Below are 13428 nucleotides of genomic sequence, written 5' to 3' on the forward strand. Positions count from 1 at the left end.
AACCATGGTACAAAAATCCTTACTTACAAAATTAATGACCTTCTTGTTTTTGGTAATGACAGCCATTGCGCTGCTGGTAATTTTTGTTAACTACCGCATTGCCGCCAGCGACCTGCAAAACAAACTCGATAGCGAGACAGCGGCCATGGTGGAGCTCACCAACAGCTCCATTCTGGAAGCAGTGTTTGCTTATGATTTCCAACAAATCGAGGCGATTGCCAAATCGCTGGTGAATACCTCCCTCATCACCTCTGTCAATGTTGTGGATCACCGCGGCAAGGCATTGGCTAAAGCGGCCGACGACGATAGCAGCGAAGGGAAAATAGTCCGCCAAGCCATTCCTATTGTGTATGGCGGCAATACCATTGGCAGCTACGACATTACCTTTAGCAGTCAATCCATGACTGATGCCTTAGCCGATCAAATTCAAACCAACTCGTTAACCGTTATCGCCCTGCTGGCGGTGAGCTTGCTGACGGTTTACTTCCTGGTGCGCAGCATGGTGCTGGCACCCATGTATGAAGTGACCCGCTCGCTCTCCACTATTGCCGACGGTGGTGGCGACCTGACCCGTCGCTTGCCCACCGATAGCGGGAATGAAATTGCCGCCCTTGCACACAACTTCAACCGGGTGATGGAGCATATTGCCGACATCATCCGCAACGTGGTGCAGGTAAATGACAAGGTGCGCGCCAACGTCAATACCATGAGCCGCGCGACCGAAAGTACCGTTAATTCCACTTCCCAACAGTTGCGTGAGATTGAGTTAGTCGCCACCGCGGTAGAAGAGCTGTCCGCCTCGGCGACTGAAATTGCACGCCATGCCGGTGAAACTGCCGAGCGCACCAACGCCACCAGTATCCTGGCGGAAGAGGGCAATACCATTGTGAATTTATCGCTGGAAAACGTGAACCGCCTGACCGGACAAATCGAATCCACCGCGCAGAAAATTCAGGTATTGAAAAACAACTCAGTGAATATCGGCTCGGTGATGGAAGTAATCCGCACTATCGCTGAACAGACCAACCTGCTTGCATTGAATGCGGCGATTGAGGCTGCGCGCGCGGGTGAACAGGGCCGCGGTTTTGCGGTGGTAGCCGATGAAGTGCGCTCACTCGCCCAGAAAACCCGCTCGTCCACCGAGGAAATCGAATCCATTATTGTGCAGCTGCAACGCGCCGCCGATGAAGCACATCAGGCGATGCACACCAGCACCACCTCGGCGCGCGAAACCATCGACACCGCATCAAAAGTGGGTGAAGCGCTGGGTAAAATTCGCGCCAATATCGGCACTATTAATGACATGAACCACCAAATCGCTACAGCATCCCATCAACAGAGTTCTGTCGCTAATGAGGTGAGTAAAAACATTACGGCGATTCACGGCTTGTCTGAAAACGTGGTGGAAAACGCGCAGGTGGTCAACCACAGCGGCAGCCAGCTGATCAACGAAACCAGCGAACTGAAAAAACAAATCGACAGTTTCAAAGTCTAGCTACAGGGCTCGTCCCTACCCAAAATGGCGCCTCAAGGCGCCATTTTGTCGTTCTGGTCAATGCTTTTAAACGGCAAAAGTGCACTAGCCTCGGCCGCATACTGCACAACCCCTTCGGCCTCCTGCGCCACAAACTGCGCTATCGCAGCGCGAAAACCGGGCTCTGCAATCCAGTGGTTAGAATAGGTCAGCACCGGCGCAAATCCCCGTGCGATTTTATGCTCCCCCTGCGCGCCACCATCAAAGCGCTGCAATTGCTGGGCAATGGCGTAATCAATACCTTGGTAATAACAGGTTTCAAAATGCAGGAATTGATACTCCTCAAAACAACCCCAGTAGCGACCATAAAGCGTGGAGCTATCGCGCACAAACAGTGAGGCGGCGATGGTACGCTGCTGCGGGTCATCACTTTTGCTGGCACTAATCAGCACCAGATTCTCGCTCATGCTGGCGCCCAACTGCCGAAAAAAGTCCTCCGTCAAATAGCCGCTGTGACCGCTGCGTTTGAGATAAGTCGTGCGATACAGGGCGTAAAATGTTTCCCAATCGGCAGGGTCAAGCTGGCTGCCGGTTTTTACTGCAAACACAAACCCCTGCTCCCGCACTTGGCGACGCTCCTTGAGGATATTTTTGCGCTTGCGTGCACTCATACTGGCGACAAAATCCTCGAACCCGACATACCCCTGATTAACCCAATGGAACTGGCACCCCAGGCGCTGCATCAACCCCTGGGTGCGCAACTGCTCACTCATGGTGCCATCGGGAAACAAGCAGTGCCAACCGGAAAGGCCTTGGCTTGCACACTCAGCATTGAGCGCGTGGGCAATCTGCGCAAGCAGCTCCGCTAGCGACGCCTCAGGCGCGCACAACAAACGCGCCCCATAACAGGGAGTAAAAGGAACCGCATTAATCCACTTGGGGTAATACTCCAAACCGTGACGGCGATAGGCGTCAGCCCAGGCCCAATCGAATACATACTCGCCATAAGAGTGGGTTTTGATGTAACCCGGCATGGCAGCGATCAAACACCCATCGGCCTCCACCAGCAGATGGTGCGGCTGCCAGCCGCTGCGGGCAGAGGTGCAATCGCTGGTCTCCAGCGCACAGAGAAACTCATAGCGGACAAAGGGGTAATCCGGCGGGCAAAGCCTATTCCAGCTGCCCGCATCCACCAACAGGATTGAACTGATAAAACGAATTTGCACGCCAGTGGCTCCATCGCAAGGGAAAGGCAACCTTATAGATTCAGGCCACCATCGGTAAAGTTACGCAACCACAAATAGGCTTGCTGGTCATTGTCACCATGAGTGCAGTAGAATCGGCGCACTTTAGTCACTATTGGTTACTCAATGTCTATGTCTGATCCCGACCCCGGGCTGCCAGTGCTACGTCATTCAAGTGTCAGTTTATCCTCCTTGCTATTGGATTTTGCCGCCAACGTCAGTGCCGAGAGAGTAAAAGTTAGTGATATCACTGATTCCCTCGGCCAGCGCTCCTTCGGTTTTATTCTGCTGATTTTTGCCCTCCCCAATTCACTGCCCATTTTGGGTATTCCCGGTGTTTCAACGATTACCGGCCTGCCACTGTTATTTGTGGCGGTGCAAATGGCGTTGGGGCATGAACGGGTATATCTACCGCGCTGGATTGCCAATAGTTCACTGGCCACCACCGATTTCAAAGCACTGATTAACAAGGTAGTGCCCTGGCTAAAGCGTATTGAGCGGCTCATGAAACCGCGCATTCTTTTTCTCACGGCGGGTAACGCCGAGCGCTGGCTAGGTGCTTTCTGTGCCGTGCTCGCACTGTTGCTGGCCCTGCCGATTCCCTTGGGGAACCTCATGCCCGCCCTGGGGATATTATTTATTGCCCTCGGCCTGATTGAAACCGATGGTGTGTGTGTACTTACCGGTATCGCACTGGGCATTGCAAGTTGGGTACTGCTGGGTGGTCTGGCATGGGTGATTTTTAAAACTACCCTGCTGGTTATCGAGCGGATGTTTTAATTCTGAGGCTATAAACGTGGAATGGATGGCTGATCCCGGCGCCTGGCTGGGACTCTTAACCCTTATCGTGCTTGAGATTGTGCTGGGGATCGACAACCTGATCTTTATCGCCATTCTCGCCAACAAACTTCCCCCGCACCAGCGCGACAAGGCGCGGGTTATCGGCCTCAGTTTGGCATTGCTGATGCGCCTGCTGTTGCTCCTGGGCATCTCCTGGCTGGTGACACTTACCGAACCGCTGTTCAGTATTTTTGATAAATCCCTCTCCGGGCGCGATTTAATCCTGTTGCTGGGCGGAATATTCCTCCTCTTTAAAGCCACAGTCGAAGTGCACGAGCGCCTGGAAGGTAAGGCCATCACCGCACGCAAAGGTCAGGTTCACGCCGCCTTTTGGGCGGTAGTCGCGCAAATTATTGTGCTGGATGCTGTCTTCTCGCTCGATGCCGTGATTACCGCCGTGGGCATGGTTGAACACGTGGAAGTGATGATGATTGCGGTGGTTATCGCCATGATTATCATGATCGTAGCAAGCAAGGCGCTCACCGATTTTGTCAACCGTCACCCCACCGTGGTGATGCTCTGTTTGGGCTTCCTGCTGATGATTGGTTTCAGCCTGGTAGCCGAAGGTGCCGGCTTCCACATCCCCAAAGGTTACCTGTATGGCGCTATCGCCTTCTCTATATTGATTGAGGTTTTCAACCAGTTAGCGCGCTCCAACCGCACCCGCCACCTGATTGGCGAACGCCCCTTGCGCGACCGAACCGCTGAAGCAGTCTTGAAACTGCTGGGTGGCCGTGGCGATGCGGACGAAGTGGGCGAGGATATCGCCGGCATGACCGCCCATCGCGGTGAAGATGACGCCTTTGAACACAGCGAGCGCAGCATGATTCGCAGCGTGCTGCAGCTCTCAGATCGCCCGGTACAATCACTCATGACGCCGCGCCCCGATATTGTGTGGGTGGATGCCAACGCCAGCCCGGCAGAACTGTTGGAGATTCTGAAAACCACCCCGCAAACCCGCCTATTGGTCGCCCGCGACGAACTGGACAACCTGCTGGGCGTAGTCCAGAGCCGCGATTTACTCACCGCCGCACTCGACAATCAACCGCTCGACTTGGCCAAACTGGCACTCTCGCCGCTCGCGGTACCCGAAGGCACCAGTGCGCTCAAAGTGCTCGAAATGCTGCGTCAGGAGCCTTTGCCGCTCGCCATTGTGATTGACGAATACGGCAGCATTAAAGGTCTGGTCACAACCGGCGACTTGCTCGCGGCGATTGCCGGTGAATTAGCCGATACCAACGACCAACCGCTCGCGGTCGCGCGCGACAATAGCTGGTGGCTGGACGGCAGTATCGCCCTCGATCAAGTGGAAGAGCTGTTGCACATTAAACTGGATCGCGGCGATGGCGATTATTTTACCCTCGCGGGTTTACTGCTCGAACAACTGCAGCATGTGCCCGTGGTGGATGAACAAATTTTGCTCGCGGGTTATGAATTTCAAATCAAAAGTATGGAAGGCCGCCGCATTCTGCAGGTGTGTGCCACACCGCTCGTCAACGATCTGGGCACACCGCAAATTGGATATTGAGTAAAAAACCGTCACTCGCTGTGCATGGGCTAAATAAGATGAAAAATGTGTCATCGTACGAGACCCAGCGCACCGACTGGCGCACAAAATCTGCAGATAATGCCGCCACAAAATTAGTGCCGAGGAACATTCAGTTATTGTTCATTTGCGCAGATTAGTATCACCCTTGAAGACCTTACTGGAGAATTTTTATGAAATCATCAATCAAAAAGATGGGCTTGGTTATCGCAGCGGCAGGTTTATTCGGCAGCGTAAATGTGTTGGCAAATTCGCCTATCAGTTACAACTACGCCGCACTGCAATTTGTTAATCAGGACATTGATGACAGCAACTGTGATCAAGACGGTTTGCGCCTGAGCGGCAGCCTGGAATTGAACAGCGATTTTTTTGCCGTGGGTTCGTTTAGTGACCTGAGCGATGGCCGCTGTGGTGCTGAAGCACTGAGCGTGGGTATTGGTTACCACACATTGTTTGGCGCCGATTCAAGTTTGTACGGTACCTTGAGTGTAGAAAATGTTGATATTGATCATTATGACAGCGACTCGGGCATCGTTGCTGCCGTTGGTCTGCGTGGTTTTATCAATCAACAAGTGGAAGCAAAAGCACAACTGGCCCACCACACCGCATTTGATGGCAACACCGTATTAAGTGGTGGCATTGCCTACTGGTTCGCACGCAACTTTGCTGCAACCGCGGATGTTGGTTTGGGTACAGAAGCCTCAGAAATTGCGTTGGGCGTGCGCATGAATTTTTAATTCTCCAGGGTAAATTCTGGACTGTGCTACCAATAAAAAAGCCGACATTTTTGTCGGCTTTTTTATTGGAAAAAAATGACTGTTATTGGTTTGCCGCCTCCAGCTCTTCACTGATCATCAGCCAATTTTCTTCGGTTTCTTCCAGTTGCGTTTGCAGCTTTCCCTGCTCGGCAATCAGCTCCTGCAATTTTGTTTTATTTTTATCATCGTAAATACTGCTATCGCCTAACAGGTTTTCAATTTCACTTAATCGTTTCTGGAGTTTTTCCAGCTGCGCTTCCAGATTTTTCAATTTATTGGTGAGCGGTTTTAGTTGCGCGCGTTGCGCTGCGGACTGTTGGCGCTGGGCTTTTTTATCAACTTTATCACCGCCCTCTGCACTGATGACTTTTTCTTTTTCGACCGCAGCCGCCGTGGTTTTTTGCTGTTGCATCCACTGGTAATAATCCTCCAGATCACCGTCAAACTCTTCAACTTTGCCATCGGCAACCAGCCAAAATTCATTGACGGTGTTGCGCAACAAATGGCGATCATGCGATACCACAATCACCGCGCCTTCAAATTCCTGCAGCGCCATGGTGAGTGCGTGACGCATTTCCAAATCCAAATGGTTGGTGGGTTCGTCGAGCAATAAGACGTTAGGTTTTTCCCACGCGATAATCGCCAGCGCCAAACGCGCTTTTTCACCGCCAGAAAAATGGGTGATAGGTTCAAACGCGCGGTCGCCGTGAAAATCAAAACTGCCGAGGAAATCACGAATTTCCTGCTCGCGCGCCATAGGCGCTAACCGCTGGATATGCAGCGCGGCGGAGGCATTAATATCCAGCGCTTCCAATTGATGCTGCGCAAAATAACCCAGCTTGAAATGTTCGCCGTTAGTGCGATCACCGCTCAGCAACGGCAGCGAACCGGCGAGGGTTTTTACCAAACTGGATTTACCCGCGCCGTTAGGGCCGAGCAAACCGATACGCGTTTCCGCGCGAATGCTCAGCTCGACTTTATTCAAAATAACTTTGTTGCCCTGATCATTTTTATAGCCAATATCAGCGCGTGCGATATGCACTAACGGCACCGACATTTTGTCGTGACATTTAAACGTAAAGGTAAACGGCGAATCGATATGGGCGGGCGCAATTTTTTCCATGCGCTCCAACTCTTTAATCCGGCTCTGCGCCTGACGCGCTTTAGTCGCCTGCGCACGGAAACGGCGAATATAACTTTCGACGTGGGCAATACGCTCTTGTTGCTTCTCAAAACTCGCCTGTTGCTGTGCGAGCTTTTCCGCGCGCTGACGTTCAAACGCGGAATAGTTGCCGCTGTAGTTATCGAGTTTTTGTTTTTCGATATTTACAATGCGATCGACAATATTGTCGAGAAAGTCGCGATCGTGCGAAATGATAATCAAGGTGCCGGCGTAGCGTTTGAGCCACTCTTCCAGCCACAGGGTTGCATCCAAATCCAGGTGGTTGGTCGGCTCATCGAGCAGGAGTAAATCCGATGGACACATCAGCGCCTGCGCGAGGTTCAAACGGATACGCCAGCCACCGGAAAAATCCGATACCGGACGCCGGTCATCACCCGGGGCAAAACCCAAACCGTTTAACAATTGCTGCGCGCGCGACGGCGCAGTGTAAGCGTGGATATTTTCCATATCGCTATACAAATGTGCCAAGGCTTCGCCGTTGTGTTCCGGGTCTTGCAGGGCGGTGGCAATGGCGCGCTCCAAACGGCGCAGTTCGCTGTCGCCATCAAGCACGTAATCCAGCGCACTGCGGCTGGTATGGCCAACCTCCTGCGCCATATGCGCGACGCGCCACTGCTTGGGGATATCCAGGGAGCCGGTATCACTGTGCAATTGGCCGAGCAACAGTTGGAATAAAGTGGATTTGCCTGTGCCATTGGCGCCGATTAAACCGACTTTCTGGCCAGGGTAAATAGTGAGGTCAGCACCATCCAACAGGAATTTAGTGCCGCGCTGAACGGAGACGTTTTGTAATTGAATCATGGCGCGCATTCTAGCAGACTTGCCCTAAACCCCTGCTAGCGGATTCTGCAATGCCCACACCTGCCCAACTCGATTCCCTGTGGGATTTTTCCCTCGCCCTCTATGCGCAACCCGACATCGCAGATACCTGTTTACGCCTGCAGGATGAGCAGGGCATCAATGTGAATTTATTGCTTTGGTGTGTATGGCTGGAATGCAAAGGGCTGGCGCTGGACGATGCCCATCTGCACGAAGCCCAACGCCGCACTCGCGGCTGGGATCATCATTACGTGGTGCCTTTGCGCCATTTACGCAAGCGCATGAAGGCGGAATTTGGTATTCAGAACGAAGTGATTGAGGGGGTGCGCAAACATATCAAACAAGCCGAGCTGGCCGCCGAGCAGCAATTGCAAATGCAATTACAAGACCTGACCCAGCAGTGGTTGCAACAGCCTAACGGCCTAAAACCGATGGCTATTGGGAACACACAATTTGAAGGCAGGAATTTGCGCCGCTATCTGGATGACGCGGGTGTAAAGCGCGGCGCAATAGATTCCCTGGTTCAGTGTTTGACTGGCGTTTTGCGCAGCATTTGATCCAGTTGATCGACCAGCTCGCACCAGTCGGAATCCTGCTGCCAGCTTTCACGCAGAAAGGCGCGTTGGGATGGTGTCCAAAAACTGGCATCGGCAAGGCGTATATCGGCGGGTAAAGGGTGATGTTGGATAAACTGCGCGATATCCGCGTAGTCATTATCCAAGCCCAGCTGGGAAAAGAGTTCCGGCATGCCCATGGGTTGTTGATTCATAAAAGATCCTCCGTGTTATATCCCTTAAAGTATGAATCCCCTTTCGGGGAAACGTTCAATTGTTTTTTCATAAAAAAAGGAGCGTACAGAGCGCACCCTTTTTATCACTTCGTCATTAACCGGCACTCAATGCTTGCTTTTGCAAGGCATGCAACTCCGCAATGGCTTTTTTACCCAGGCTCAACATGGCAGCAAATTCCGCCTCATTGAAGGGTTCGGCTTCGGCAGTGCCCTGAATTTCGATAATACCGCCATCATCGCCCAGCACCAGGTTCATATCAGTGTCGGCGGAGGAGTCTTCGGGGTAGTCCAAATCCACCACCGGCACACCCTGGTAAATCCCTACTGAGATAGACGCAATACCGCGTTTGAGCGGCTCACCCGTCACCTTGCCTTGCGCTTTGAGAAAGTTAATCGCATCCGCCAGTGCGACCCAGGCACCAGTAATGGACGCGGTGCGGGTGCCACCATCGGCCTGAATAACGTCGCAATCAATATGAATGGTGTTTTCACCCAACGCGGTTAAATCCACCGCGGCACGCAGCGAGCGGCCAATCAAACGCTGGATCTCCACCGTGCGCCCCTGTTGTTTACCGCGCGCGGCTTCGCGATCCATACGCGTGCCGGTGGAGCGCGGCAACATGCCGTATTCGGCGGTGAGCCAACCCTGCCCCTGCCCACGTAAGAATGGTGGCACTGAATTGACCACACTGGCCGTACAAATCACTTTGGTATCGCCAAATTCCACCAACACAGAACCTTCAGCGTGTTTGGTGTAATGGCGGGTAATACGAACTGGGCGTAACTGGTCGGGAGTGCGACCGCTAGGGCGTTGCATGGCTTGAATCCTTACTGCAAAAAGGGAACTTTAAAAGGTAAAGCGGGCGGCTGTGATAAGATCCCGCATCGGTTATGACAATTAATTTACGCGGGAACTCTACCAGCTCAAGGGCCGACAAGACCAGCATTGATCGCCCAGCCCGCGCCTTTAGAGGATTTACTATGCCACGCAGTATGACCGGGTTCGCACGCCGCGAAGCCAAACTTCCCTGGGGAACCCTCGTCTGGGAAATTCGCAGCGTCAACCACCGCTACCTTGAACCCAGCTTCCGCCTGCCCGAGGATTTCCGCGAAATAGAACCGCACCTGCGCGACGCCATGCGTAAAGCGCTGCAGCGCGGTAAAGTCGAAGCCAGTTTGAACGTGCACTGGGAACAGGAAGGTGAAAACGAATTAGGCCTGAACCTCACCAAAGTCGCGCAGCTCACCAAAGCTGCACAACAAATCAACGGCTTGCTGGGCGATGTTGCAGCGCCAGTAAATGCGCTGGAAATTTTGCGCTGGCCGGGTGTGATTCAAAAGCAGGAGCTGGACCGCGACGCCATGCACCAGGCCGCGCTCGAATTATTTGACAGCGCACTGGAAGGGTTAATCGAACACCGCTCGCGCGAAGGCGCAGAACTGGAACAGCTGATCCTCAGCCGCTTGGACAGCGTCTCCACACAAGTGGTAAAAGTGCGCGCGCGCATGCCCGAAATCCTCGCCGCACAGCGCGAAAAACTGCAAGCCAAACTCAGCGCCCTGCAAGTGGAGTTAGACCCGGAGCGCCTGGAACAGGAAATTGTTTTACTCGCGCAAAAAGCCGACGTGGACGAAGAATTGGATCGCCTGGACACCCACGTCATCGAAGTCAAACGCAGCCTCAAACAAACCGATTCCTTAGGCCGCCGCCTTGACTTCTTGATGCAGGAATTAAATCGCGAAGCCAATACACTCTCATCCAAAAGTATTGTGAGCGATACCACCCAAGCAGCGGTGGAATTGAAGGTGCTGATTGAGCAAATGCGGGAACAGATCCAAAATATCGAATAAATTTTTTGTCGCACACCCAATAAAAAGGCCGATGGAAAACACCATCGGCCTTTTTATTGGGCGAGACAATTAATTACACGCTGAACCCGTTACCAAGGGGATTTCTGCCGTGCCGGAGTGGGTTCCTTGAAAACCGAACTCTGCTGACTGGCCGGGTTGAATGCTGGCATTCCAGCCGGCGGGGGTGGCGCTGTAGGGGTTGTTGCCGCTGAGGGTTGCGTTCCAGCTGCTGGTGATGCGCGTGCTGCCGCTGTAGTTCCAACTCACATTCCAGTTGTTGATTGCGCTGGTGCCGGCGTTGGTGATGCGGATGGTGCCGGTGAAACCCGAACCCCAGTTGTTGCTGACGATGTAGCTGCAGTTGCCCCCGCTCACTGCACTGGAAGCCGAACTTGAGGCGACGCTGGAAACTGCACTGCTGGTGACGACTGCACTGCTATTGGAACCAGCAGTGGGTGTAGAGCTGAAGGCATTGGAATTGTATGACACACCATTGGCGGTGTATTTCACCCAGAACCAATAGGCTGTGCCATTGCTGAGATCAGTTGCGGTATAGCTGCGGGTGCTGGCGGCGAGCGATGCGATGCGCGTGCGCCCGGCGGGGTCGGCATCGGTGTCGCGGTAGATTTCTATCGCACTAATCGTCCCGCTCGCAGACCAACTGAGCGCAACTTGACCATTGCCGGCGCTGCCCCCGAGGGTGACCGCTACGGGCGCCACAGAACTTGAACTGCTGGATGAGCCGCTACTTACCGGCCCAGCGTTGGGGTTGGTGCCGACAAAATACAGATCCGGTGCAGGCGGTGTCGCCATACCATCGCCGAGGAAAAAACCGGGGTGCGGCGGCTGGTTGTAACCTACGTTTTGCCAGGCGATGGCGGTACGGTACTGGCTGTCGTGCATTAGCGTGCGCAGCTTATGGGAAGTGATAGTGTTGGTGGAGAAGATCAACAGTTGGCTGTTGTTTTCGTGGCGCCAGATCACCTCTTCACGCCAGTCGCCCAACAGGTCGGCCGAAAGCCCAGGTGTCGCTTTGGTGCTGTTATTGGAGGCCGCGCCATAGTTGTAGGCGGTGAGCAGGCGCGAGCTGCTGTTAGTGCTGTAATTCCACTTGTCGATCATGGTGTTATTGAGCTGTTCGCGCAGCAGGTCGCCATCCCACCAGGCGGCAAAATTGATCGATGCCGGTTTGCTGCTGGTGATTTGGCTACCACTGGCCGAATTGATACCACCGGTGCTGGCCCAGCTCTCGGCACCCGGGGTGCGTGGGTCTATGTCCATAATCACGCCGCGCCCGATATCGCCACCGCCCTGAAAACTCCAGATGATCTGGCCGGTTTTGGCGTCGTGCATTTCCACGCCGTGGTTGCCGTAGCTACTGGGCGATTCATGCACCATAAACACCTCCAAGCCAGGGCGACTGGGCAGGAAATCGCTCAAGTGCAGCGCATCGCCATGGCCGAGGCCGGTGGAATAGAGCAGGGTGCCGTTGTCGTTAATAGTGGCGGCGCCATAGACGATTTCATCCCTGCCGTCCTGATCCACATCGCCCACAGTGAGGCTGTGGGCGCCTTGGCCCGCGGCGGCCCCATTGCCGCTGGTGTTGCTGTCAAATGTCCAGCGGCGGGTGAGTTGGCCGTTGCGCCAGTCCCAGGCGACGAGTACCGCGCGGGTGTAATAACCGCGCGCCATGATCAGGCTGGGGCGGGTGCCATCCAGGTAGCCGACGCCAGCGAGGAACCGATCCACCCGGTTGCCGTAATTATCGCCCCAACTGCTGACCGTGCCGCGCGCGGGCAAATAATCCGTCGTTGCCATGGCGACACCGGTCTGGCCGTTAAATACGGTGAGATATTCAGGGCCGCTGAGAATATAACCACTACTATTGCGGTAATCGGTGTTGGCATTGCTGCCGCCAAGCACTGTGCCTGCAGCGTCGCGGGTGCCGGGGGCGGTTTTCAGCGCCACTTCGGCTTTGCCGTCGCCATCCAGGTCGTACACCATAAATTGCGTGTAGTGGGCGCCGGCGCGAATGTTCCGGCCCAAATCAATACGCCACAACTGGGTGCCGTTCATCTCGTAGGCGTCGATAAACACATTGCCGGTGTAACCGCTTTGGGAGTTGTCCTTGGCGTTGGAGGGGTCCCATTTCACGACAATTTCATACTGCCCGTCGCCGTCCAGATCGCCCACACTCAAGTCATTGGGGGAATAGGTGTAAGCCTCACCGCTGGGCGTGGTGCCACCGTTCGGGCGGTTCAAATTCACTGCCAGATAGGGGTTTGACCAGGTCGCTTTGGCAGCGTTAGCGGCATATTCGACGCCGTTTATTACCGGGCGAATGGTGTAGGCCGCGCTGGTGGTGCCGCTGCTATCAAGGTAATTGGTACTGTTGGTAATGGGCGTGGCGGTGATTTTGCTGCCGTTGCGATAGACATTAAAACCAACCGCCGCCGGGTCATCGCCGAGCATGCGCCAACTGATAAACACGCCATTGCCTGCGGGCAGGGCAACGACACCGCGATCCAGATATTCCGCTTGGCGCGCCGCAAAAACGGGCGCCGCCGCAAGCCCGATAAGGCCGGCACATACACAATTCCGCAGTATTTTAGGCAATCGGCGCGAAGGCAACGGTGGATCAATAGTGGGTGAATGGATGGGCTGCGACGGGGCGATCTGTGACTGTGTTTGTTCCATGACTGTAATCTCGACTTATTGATTATTAGGAGTGCCGCAAGGGCTTGTCGAGGTTATATAAATCTGATTTATAGCGAAGCGCTGTTGTACGCCAGACCGATTTTCAGCGCCACAAATTGTGCAAAATGTGAACTGGGCATGCACAGGATTTTGTGTATTGAAGTGATTTTTACAAATAAAAATTACCACTGACTGGCTTTGGAATCAGCCAATCAGCGGGTAATGC

11 protein-coding genes are annotated in these 13428 nt (G+C 54.0%); 6 read left to right on the forward strand and 5 right to left on the reverse strand.

Annotated features, from left to right (window positions below; genetic code table 11):
* The first annotated feature begins 4 nt into the window (after positions 1-4).
* Positions 5-1495: a methyl-accepting chemotaxis protein gene (locus O59_RS00990; RefSeq protein WP_007638566.1), complete on the forward strand. Its 1491-nt coding sequence runs from the start codon at positions 5-7 to the stop codon at positions 1493-1495.
* Between the two features lie 32 nt (positions 1496-1527).
* Here O59_RS00990 and O59_RS00995 read toward each other — a convergent pair whose 3' ends face one another.
* The gene (locus O59_RS00995; RefSeq protein WP_040391006.1) at positions 1528-2700 is read right to left on the reverse strand and encodes a GNAT family N-acetyltransferase; all 1173 of its coding nucleotides are present in this window, start codon (positions 2698-2700) and stop codon (positions 1528-1530) included.
* A 144-nt stretch (positions 2701-2844) separates the two neighbouring features.
* Here O59_RS00995 and O59_RS01000 point away from each other — a divergent pair, with 144 nt between their 5' ends.
* The 3 genes from O59_RS01000 (at position 2845) to O59_RS01010 (ending at position 5841) form a co-directional block, all read left to right on the forward strand.
* Positions 2845-3498, forward strand: a complete 654-nt coding sequence (locus tag O59_RS01000) for an exopolysaccharide biosynthesis protein (protein ID WP_040391008.1) — start codon at positions 2845-2847, stop codon at positions 3496-3498.
* Between the two features lie 25 nt (positions 3499-3523).
* The gene (locus O59_RS01005) at positions 3524-5086 is read left to right on the forward strand and encodes a TerC family protein (protein ID WP_198284731.1); all 1563 of its coding nucleotides are present in this window, start codon (positions 3524-3526) and stop codon (positions 5084-5086) included.
* Positions 5087-5277: 191 nt separating this feature from the next.
* Positions 5278-5841: a hypothetical protein gene (locus O59_RS01010; RefSeq protein WP_007638575.1), complete on the forward strand. Its 564-nt coding sequence runs from the start codon at positions 5278-5280 to the stop codon at positions 5839-5841.
* Between the two features lie 82 nt (positions 5842-5923).
* On the opposite strand, the gene O59_RS01015 is transcribed toward O59_RS01010, so the two are convergent.
* Positions 5924-7846 carry an ATP-binding cassette domain-containing protein gene (locus tag O59_RS01015; protein WP_040391275.1) on the reverse strand — a complete coding sequence of 641 codons (1923 nt, stop codon included), beginning with the start codon at positions 7844-7846 and terminating at the stop codon, positions 5924-5926.
* Positions 7847-7896: 50 nt separating this feature from the next.
* Here O59_RS01015 and O59_RS01020 point away from each other — a divergent pair, with 50 nt between their 5' ends.
* Positions 7897-8421 (forward strand): TIGR02444 family protein, encoded by a 525-nt coding sequence (locus tag O59_RS01020; RefSeq protein ID WP_007638577.1) that lies wholly within the window; start codon positions 7897-7899, stop codon positions 8419-8421.
* On the opposite strand, the gene O59_RS01025 is transcribed toward O59_RS01020, so the two are convergent.
* Positions 8388-8633 (reverse strand): DUF2789 domain-containing protein, encoded by a 246-nt coding sequence (locus O59_RS01025; protein WP_007638578.1) that lies wholly within the window; start codon positions 8631-8633, stop codon positions 8388-8390. The genes O59_RS01020 and O59_RS01025 overlap by 34 nt on opposite strands.
* Before the next feature lie 115 nt (positions 8634-8748).
* Positions 8749-9471: a ribonuclease PH gene (rph, locus tag O59_RS01030; RefSeq protein ID WP_007638580.1), complete on the reverse strand. Its 723-nt coding sequence runs from the start codon at positions 9469-9471 to the stop codon at positions 8749-8751.
* A 164-nt stretch (positions 9472-9635) separates the two neighbouring features.
* Between rph and O59_RS01035 the strand changes: the two genes are divergently transcribed.
* Entirely contained in the window at positions 9636-10505 is an 870-nt protein-coding gene (locus tag O59_RS01035) for a YicC/YloC family endoribonuclease (protein WP_007638582.1), read from the forward strand.
* 69 nt (positions 10506-10574) lie between these two features.
* On the opposite strand, the gene O59_RS01040 is transcribed toward O59_RS01035, so the two are convergent.
* Positions 10575-13202: a cellulose binding domain-containing protein gene (locus O59_RS01040; RefSeq protein WP_007638584.1), complete on the reverse strand. Its 2628-nt coding sequence runs from the start codon at positions 13200-13202 to the stop codon at positions 10575-10577.
* Positions 13203-13428: the final 226 nt, after the last annotated feature.

The sequence above is a fragment of the Cellvibrio sp. BR genome (assembly GCF_000263355.1).
In the GTDB taxonomy this organism is placed as follows: Bacteria; Pseudomonadota; Gammaproteobacteria; order Pseudomonadales; family Cellvibrionaceae; genus Cellvibrio.

Coding starts and splice junctions, on each gene's coding strand:
- O59_RS00990 (WP_007638566.1), top strand. CDS start 5: ATGGTACAAAAATCCTTACTTACAAAATTAATGACCTTCTTGTTTTTG.
- O59_RS01000 (WP_040391008.1), top strand. CDS start 2,845: ATGTCTATGTCTGATCCCGACCCCGGGCTGCCAGTGCTACGTCATTCA.
- O59_RS01005 (WP_198284731.1), top strand. CDS start 3,524: ATGGCTGATCCCGGCGCCTGGCTGGGACTCTTAACCCTTATCGTGCTT.
- O59_RS01010 (WP_007638575.1), top strand. CDS start 5,278: ATGAAATCATCAATCAAAAAGATGGGCTTGGTTATCGCAGCGGCAGGT.
- O59_RS01015 (WP_040391275.1), bottom strand. CDS start 7,846: ATGATTCAATTACAAAACGTCTCCGTTCAGCGCGGCACTAAATTCCTG.
- O59_RS01020 (WP_007638577.1), top strand. CDS start 7,897: ATGCCCACACCTGCCCAACTCGATTCCCTGTGGGATTTTTCCCTCGCC.
- O59_RS01025 (WP_007638578.1), bottom strand. CDS start 8,633: ATGAATCAACAACCCATGGGCATGCCGGAACTCTTTTCCCAGCTGGGC.
- rph (WP_007638580.1), bottom strand. CDS start 9,471: ATGCAACGCCCTAGCGGTCGCACTCCCGACCAGTTACGCCCAGTTCGT.
- O59_RS01035 (WP_007638582.1), top strand. CDS start 9,636: ATGCCACGCAGTATGACCGGGTTCGCACGCCGCGAAGCCAAACTTCCC.
- O59_RS01040 (WP_007638584.1), bottom strand. CDS start 13,202: ATGGAACAAACACAGTCACAGATCGCCCCGTCGCAGCCCATCCATTCA.